Here is a 6,000-nt window from a genome sequence, read left to right as displayed (position 1 = left end):
TGAGATCGCTGGGCTCGGCCTGGGAAAACGCGTCGCCGCAGCCGCTCCAATCGCAGACCGCGCCCTGCCCCAGGCCGAAGCCGCGCTCCAGGCCGGCCGCGCGCAAGCGCGCCTGCTGCTGGCGGAAGCCCGAGCGGTCGAAGATATAGCTGTCGATACTGCACCTTTGCCCACCCAGCCTTACCTGGGTGACCGCATGGAACAGTCTGGCAGGCAGGCAGAACAGCACCGGGACCGGCACCGCGTGGCGCAGGATGCGCTTGTCCAGCGCGACAAAGCGCAGGCTGGTTTCGAAGCCGGCGCCGCGCAGCAGCGCGCACAGCAGGTCGGCCTGGGCGTTGCAATGCCCCCGTCCCAGGATAAGCGTCTGCTCCGGCGTCACGCTTTCGAAACCGGTGGTGAAGCCGAAGCGCACCTGGTCGCGCACGTAGTCGTGCAGGGCGACGCAGTACTCGCGGTCGTCGGCCGGCAGGGCCTGGCGACGCACCGTCTCCAACACGCCGGCTATCGTGTTCCCGCTCATGCCCATGCCCTCCCTGCGATGGAGACGGCGCGCCGCTTGAGCAGCAAGGCCGCGGCGGCCAGCAGCGCCGGCAAAGACAGCAAGGCGAAGAACAGCGGCAGGCCCAAGTGAAGCTTCAGCAGCGTCGCGCCCAGCAAGGCGCCGGCGATGCCGCCGAAGCGGCCTATCCCCATCATCCACGCCACCCCGCTGGCCCGGCCCGCCGTCGGGTAGTAGGCGGCCGCCAGCGAGGGCATCGACGCCTGCGCGCCGTTCATCGCGATGCCGGCCAGGCAGATGGTCAGCGCCAGCAGGCCGTGATTATCCAGCGCCTGGCCGATGCAGAACACCAGCGCGCCGGTCAGCAGATAGGCCAGCGCCAGCACTCGGTGCGCGTCGTAGCGGTCCATCAGCCAGCCGGTCAGCGTGCTGCCCAGCAGGCCGCCGAACGGGAACAGCGCGGTCAGCAGCGCCGCCTGCCGCAAATCCATGCCGCTGTCGCTGATCAGAATCGGCAGCCAGCTGGTCAGCAGGTAGAAGATCAGCAAACCCATGAAATAAGCCGCCGCCAACAGCAGCGTGCCGGCGCGGTAGTCGGCGGACCAAACCAGCCGCAAGCCGTGCGTCCGGTCTTCCTCGCGCAGCACCAGCCTGTCGCCGTCGCCCAGCCTCACGCCGGGCAGCAACTGTTTCAGAATGCGGCGGGCTTCGCCGTCTCTGCCGCGCAGCAACAGGAAGCGCAGCGACTCCGGCAGCAGCAGCCACATCGCCGGCAGCAGCAGCAAGGGGGCGACGCCGCCCAGCAGCAGCACGCTGCGCCAGCCGGCGTGCGGCACCAGCCACGAAGCCAGCAGCCCGCCGCAAGCCGCGCCCAGCGGAAAGCCGCAGAACATGGCGCTGACGATGAAGGCCCGACGCGGCTCCGGAGCGTATTCGGACATCAGCGTCACCGCGTTGGCCATCGCCGCGCCCAGGCCCAGCCCGGTGGCGAAGCGCAGCCAGGCCAGCGCCGGCAAGTCGGCTGCGCCGGCCGCCGCGACGCTCATCGCGCCGAACAGCAGCACCGTCCCCAGCAGCACGCGCTTGCGGCCGATCCGGTCGGCCAGCGGCCCCGCCAGCAGCGCGCCGGCGGCCAGCCCCCACAGCGCGGCGCTCATCACCGGCCCCAGCTGGGTGCGCGCCACGCCCCAGTCGCGGATCACGGCCGGCGCGATGTAGCCGATGGCGGCGGTATCGAAGCCGTCGCACAGCACGATCAGGAAACAGAGGATCAGGATGCGCCATTGCCGCGCGGAAAAACGCTCGCGATTGATCAACTCGCCGACATCCAGTTGCTTGGCCGACATCGATTCCGCTCTCATATAATTTAAATTCATAAAAATATATTGATTTCAAATATATGGTGCGCAACAATGCCCGCCGAAGTCAAACGAAATATTCATTTTGGGAATAATTTAATTATATATTTCCTTATGTCATTGATGCCGATCCAACCATAACCCAACCAGGACGCGGCCTCCCGCGCAGCTCCTCCATGTCGCCAACAGGAAACAGACCATTTGAAAACCATATCGGCATCCTGACGGCCCCGGAACCGCGGCGCGCCGAACTGAAACCCATCGCCCTGGTCTGCGATGGCGAATGCCTGGGCCGGCGCCTGGATCTTTCCAGCCATCCGCTGGCCTGCTGGCTGTCTCGGCAACGCCGCAGCGGCTGGCTGCTGGAATCGATGCTGCCCGAGATCCGCCTGCTGGCGATGCTATTGGCCGCCCGTCGCCCGCGGGCCAGGCCGACGCCGCCCCGACTGAGCGACGAGGCCGACTGGCTGGCCGCCCGCATCTATCTGCTGCGGCTGGAGAAAGTGGAAATGGCGGAAACGGAAAACGACGTTCTGGCGCGGGCCAACGATAGGCTGCGCGAATTGTGCGGCGCCGGCGCGCCCCAGGCGGCCGCCTGCGCCGCCGTCTCTCCGCAGCCTGTCTGGCTGCTGGCCGGCTGGGCGCCGCTCCAACAGGCAGTGCGGGATGTTGGCGGCACCGCCGCGATGGCGGCCAACAGTCGCCGCTTGCGCCCGCAATGCCGGCAGCGGCTGGACGCGCTGTTGCCCTTGTTTCGGGCCGGCGCCGGCCGCTCAGGCCTCCAGCCGCGATAGGCCGGGCAAAGTCGCAAAGCTGCTGTCGCGCACTGTCTGCACAAAGTCCTGCATGTATGCCCGCTCGGCGTCCGCCTCGCGCAACGCTGCGTACAGCTGGCTGTAAAGGCCATGCTCGCCGACCCGGCGCGCCACCACGTAGCCGCGCTCCAGATACGGCTGCACCGCCCAGTACGGCAGCGCCGCCACCCCGCGGCGACTGGCCACCAACTGAATGATGGCGATGGTCAGCTCGGCGGTGCGCCGCGCCGGATTCACGCCGGCTGGCATCAGCACCTTGCGCAGCAGATCCAGCATATCGTCCGCCACCGGATAATGAATCAGCGTCTCGCCGGCGAAGTCCTCCGCCTGCCACACCGCTTTCGCCGCCAATGGATGCTCGCGCGCGGCGATGCCCACCATCTCATAGGAAAACAGCGGCAGATGAGCGATGCCCGTCTGCGGCTCCGCCTCCGACACGATGGCGAGATCGGCGCGGTCGCTGAGCAGCAGGCCGACGGGATCGGCATGGAAGCCGGACACGATGTCCAGCTCCACCGCCGGCCAGTGCTGGCGAAACTGGTCCATCGCCGGCATCAGCCAGTCGAAGCAAGTGTGGCATTCCACCGCCACCCTGACTTCGCCCGCCTCGCCCTGGCGGATGCGCGCCAGATCGCGCTCTGCCGCCGCCACCTTGGCCAGCAGCTCGCGCGCCAGCAGCAACAGCCGCTCGCCGGCCGGCGTAAAGCGCAGGGGCTGGGTCTTGCGTTCGAACAGCGTCAAGCCGTAGGCCGCCTCCAGCTGCTTCAACTGGTGCGACAGCGCCGACTGCGTCAGATACAGGCGCTGCGCCGCCTGCGACACGCTGCCGGTTTCAGCCAGCGCCATCAGGCTTTTCAGATGCCTTAGCTCCAGCAGGCTCATCATCGATTCCATTCATGTTGAACAGCAAAATAATGAGTTTGAATCATACAGCACAATGACGGATGCTGGATTGATCCAGATAGCCGGAAGCAACAGCATGCGCATCACCACCCACCTCCTTGGTTTTCCCCGCATTGGCGCCAAACGCGAACTGAAAACGCTGCTGGAAAAACACTGGCAAGGCGAAATTGACGAAGCCGGCCTGCTGCAAGGCGCGAAAGAGCTGCGGCAAAAGCATTGGCTGCTGCAAAAGGGCGCCGGCGTCGCGCTCAGCCCGGTAGGCGACTTCTCCTTGTACGACCATGTGCTGGATGCCCAGCTGTTGGTCGGCGCCGCGCCGCCGCGCTTCGGCTTTGATCCCGCCGCGCTGACCACGGCGCAGTACTTCCAGCTCGCGCGCGGCGCGCAGGACCAGCCCCCCTTGGAAATGAACAAATGGTTCGATACCAACTACCACTATCTGGTGCCGGAATGGCAGGCGGATACCGCATTCCGCGCTCAGCCCGACCGCCTGCTGTCCCAACTGCGCGAAGCCCAGGCGCTGGGCGTGGCCGCCAAGCCGATGCTGTTGGGCCCCTTGACCCTGTTGTGGCTGGGCAAGGTCAAGGGCGAGCCCTTCGACAAGCTGTCGCTGCTGCCCGGCCTGATCGCCGCCTACTGCCAACTGCTGTCATCCTTGCGCGTCGCGGGCGCCGCCTGGGTACAGATCGACGAACCGATTCTGGCGCTGGATCTGGAGCCTGCCTGGCTAGCGGCGCTGCGGCCGGCCTATGAGCAACTGAGCCAGGACGCCCCCAAACTGCTGCTGGCCAGCTACTTCGGCAGCGTGGGCGAGCATGCGCCGCTGCTGAAGACGCTGCCGGTGGCCGGCCTGCACCTTGACCTGGCGCGCGCGCCGGAACAGATCGATGCCTTCATCGACGCCTACCCGGCCGACAAGGTGTTGTCCGCCGGCGTCATCGATGGCCGCAATATCTGGCGCGCCGATCTTTCCGCGCGGCTGGACCCACTGGCGAGGCTGGCCGAGCGCCTGGGCGAGCGGCTGTGGCTGGGCCCCAGTTGCTCGCTGCTGCACTGCCCTTTCGACGCCGCGGCGGAAACCTCGCTGGACGCCGAACTGAAAAACTGGCTGGCCTTCTCCGTGCAAAAGCTGAACGAGCTGAAAACGCTGAAACGCGGCCTGGAACAGGGGCGCGCCGCCATCGCCAACGAGCTGGCCGGCAGCGACTTCGCCCGGGCACAGCGACGCGGCAGTCCGCGCATCCATCATCCCGCCGTCGCCCGCCGACTGGCCGCGCTGCCGGCCGACGGCTATCGCCGCGCCAGTCCCTACCCGGTGCGCGCGGCGCGGCAACAGGCCTGGCTCAAACTGCCGCCGCTGCCCGTCACCACCATAGGCTCCTTTCCGCAGACGCCGGCCATCCGCGCCAGCCGCGCCGCGTTCAAGCAGGGCGAGCTGTCCGCCGACGACTACCGGCAAGCGATGAAGAAGGAAATCGAACTGGCGATCCGCCGCCAGGAGGCGCTGGGGCTGGACGTGCTGGTGCACGGCGAGGCCGAGCGCAACGATATGGTGGAATACTTCGGCGAACAGCTGGCCGGCTTCGCCTTTACCGCAGGCGGCTGGGTGCAGAGCTACGGCAGCCGCTGCGTCAAACCGCCGCTGCTATTCGGCGACGTCAGCCGGCCTGGCCCGATGACCGTGGACTGGGCGCGCTATGCGCAGAGCCTCACGCCCAAGCCGGTAAAAGGCATGCTGACCGGCCCCATCACCTTGCTGCAATGGAGTTTTGTGCGCGACGACTTGCCGCGCAGCGAAGTCTGCCGGCAGATCGCGCTGGCATTGAACGACGAGGTGCGCGACCTGGAAGCCGCCGGCATCCGCGTGATCCAGATCGACGAGCCGGCCCTGCGCGAAGGCCTGCCGCTGAAACGCGCCGAGCGCGACGGCTATCTGGCCTGGGCCGGCGAGGCATTCCGCCTGTCCTGCCAGGGCGTGGACGACGCGACGCAGATCCATACGCATATGTGTTACTCGACATTCGGCGACATCCTGCCGGCCATCGCCGATCTGGACGCGGATGTGCTGACAGTCGAAACCGCGCGCTCGGACATGGCGCTGCTGGCCGACTTGGGCCGCTTCCCTTACCGCAACGCCATCGGCCCCGGCGTCTACGACATCCACAGTCCGCGCGTGCCCAGCGCGGACGAAATCCGCGCGCGGCTCCAGCAGGCGCTGCGAGTCATCCCGGCCGAACGGCTTTGGATCAATCCCGATTGCGGCCTGAAGACGCGCGGCTGGCCGGAGGCGGAGGCCGCCTTGAGCGCGATGGTGAAGGTGGGACGAGAGCTGCGCGAGAAACTGGCGCAAAGCGCTTGAGCCGCAAATGAAGACGCCCCGGCAAGGCGGGGCGTCGGACTGGGATAAGGGGCGGGTTCGGGG

At 67.2% G+C, this 6,000-nt stretch carries 5 protein-coding genes; 2 read left to right on the top strand and 3 right to left on the bottom strand.

Annotated features, from left to right (window positions below; all coding sequences use genetic code 11):
- Window positions 1-523, bottom strand: a 523-nt coding sequence (locus C2134_RS11335) for a transglutaminase-like domain-containing protein (protein ID WP_158248749.1), incomplete at its 3' end; no start/stop codon positions are given.
- Window positions 520-1,848, bottom strand: a complete 1,329-nt coding sequence (locus C2134_RS11330) for an MFS transporter (protein WP_103320100.1) — start codon at window positions 1,846-1,848, stop codon at window positions 520-522. The genes C2134_RS11330 and C2134_RS11335, both read right to left, overlap by 4 nt.
- A 188-nt stretch (window positions 1,849-2,036) precedes the next feature.
- Here C2134_RS11330 and C2134_RS11325 point away from each other — a divergent pair, with 188 nt between their 5' ends.
- A complete protein-coding gene (locus C2134_RS11325; RefSeq protein ID WP_103320098.1) occupies window positions 2,037-2,654 on the top strand; it encodes a hypothetical protein in 618 nt (205 codons plus the stop codon).
- Here C2134_RS11325 and C2134_RS11320 read toward each other — a convergent pair.
- Complete coding sequence (locus C2134_RS11320) at window positions 2,634-3,560, bottom strand: LysR family transcriptional regulator (protein WP_304529169.1); 927 nt, start codon at window positions 3,558-3,560, stop codon at window positions 2,634-2,636. The genes C2134_RS11325 and C2134_RS11320 overlap by 21 nt on opposite strands.
- Window positions 3,561-3,654: 94 nt before the next feature.
- Here C2134_RS11320 and metE point away from each other — a divergent pair, with 94 nt between their 5' ends.
- Window positions 3,655-5,937 (top strand): 5-methyltetrahydropteroyltriglutamate--homocysteine S-methyltransferase, encoded by a 2,283-nt coding sequence (metE, locus tag C2134_RS11315; RefSeq protein ID WP_103320131.1) that lies wholly within the window; start codon window positions 3,655-3,657, stop codon window positions 5,935-5,937.
- Window positions 5,938-6,000: the final 63 nt, after the last annotated feature.

This window comes from Chromobacterium sinusclupearum, from assembly GCF_002902845.1.
GTDB lineage: Bacteria > Pseudomonadota > Gammaproteobacteria > Burkholderiales > Chromobacteriaceae > Chromobacterium > Chromobacterium sinusclupearum.
The sequence above is the reverse complement of the archived record's forward strand: the minus strand, read 5'-3'. Positions and strand labels throughout refer to the sequence as shown.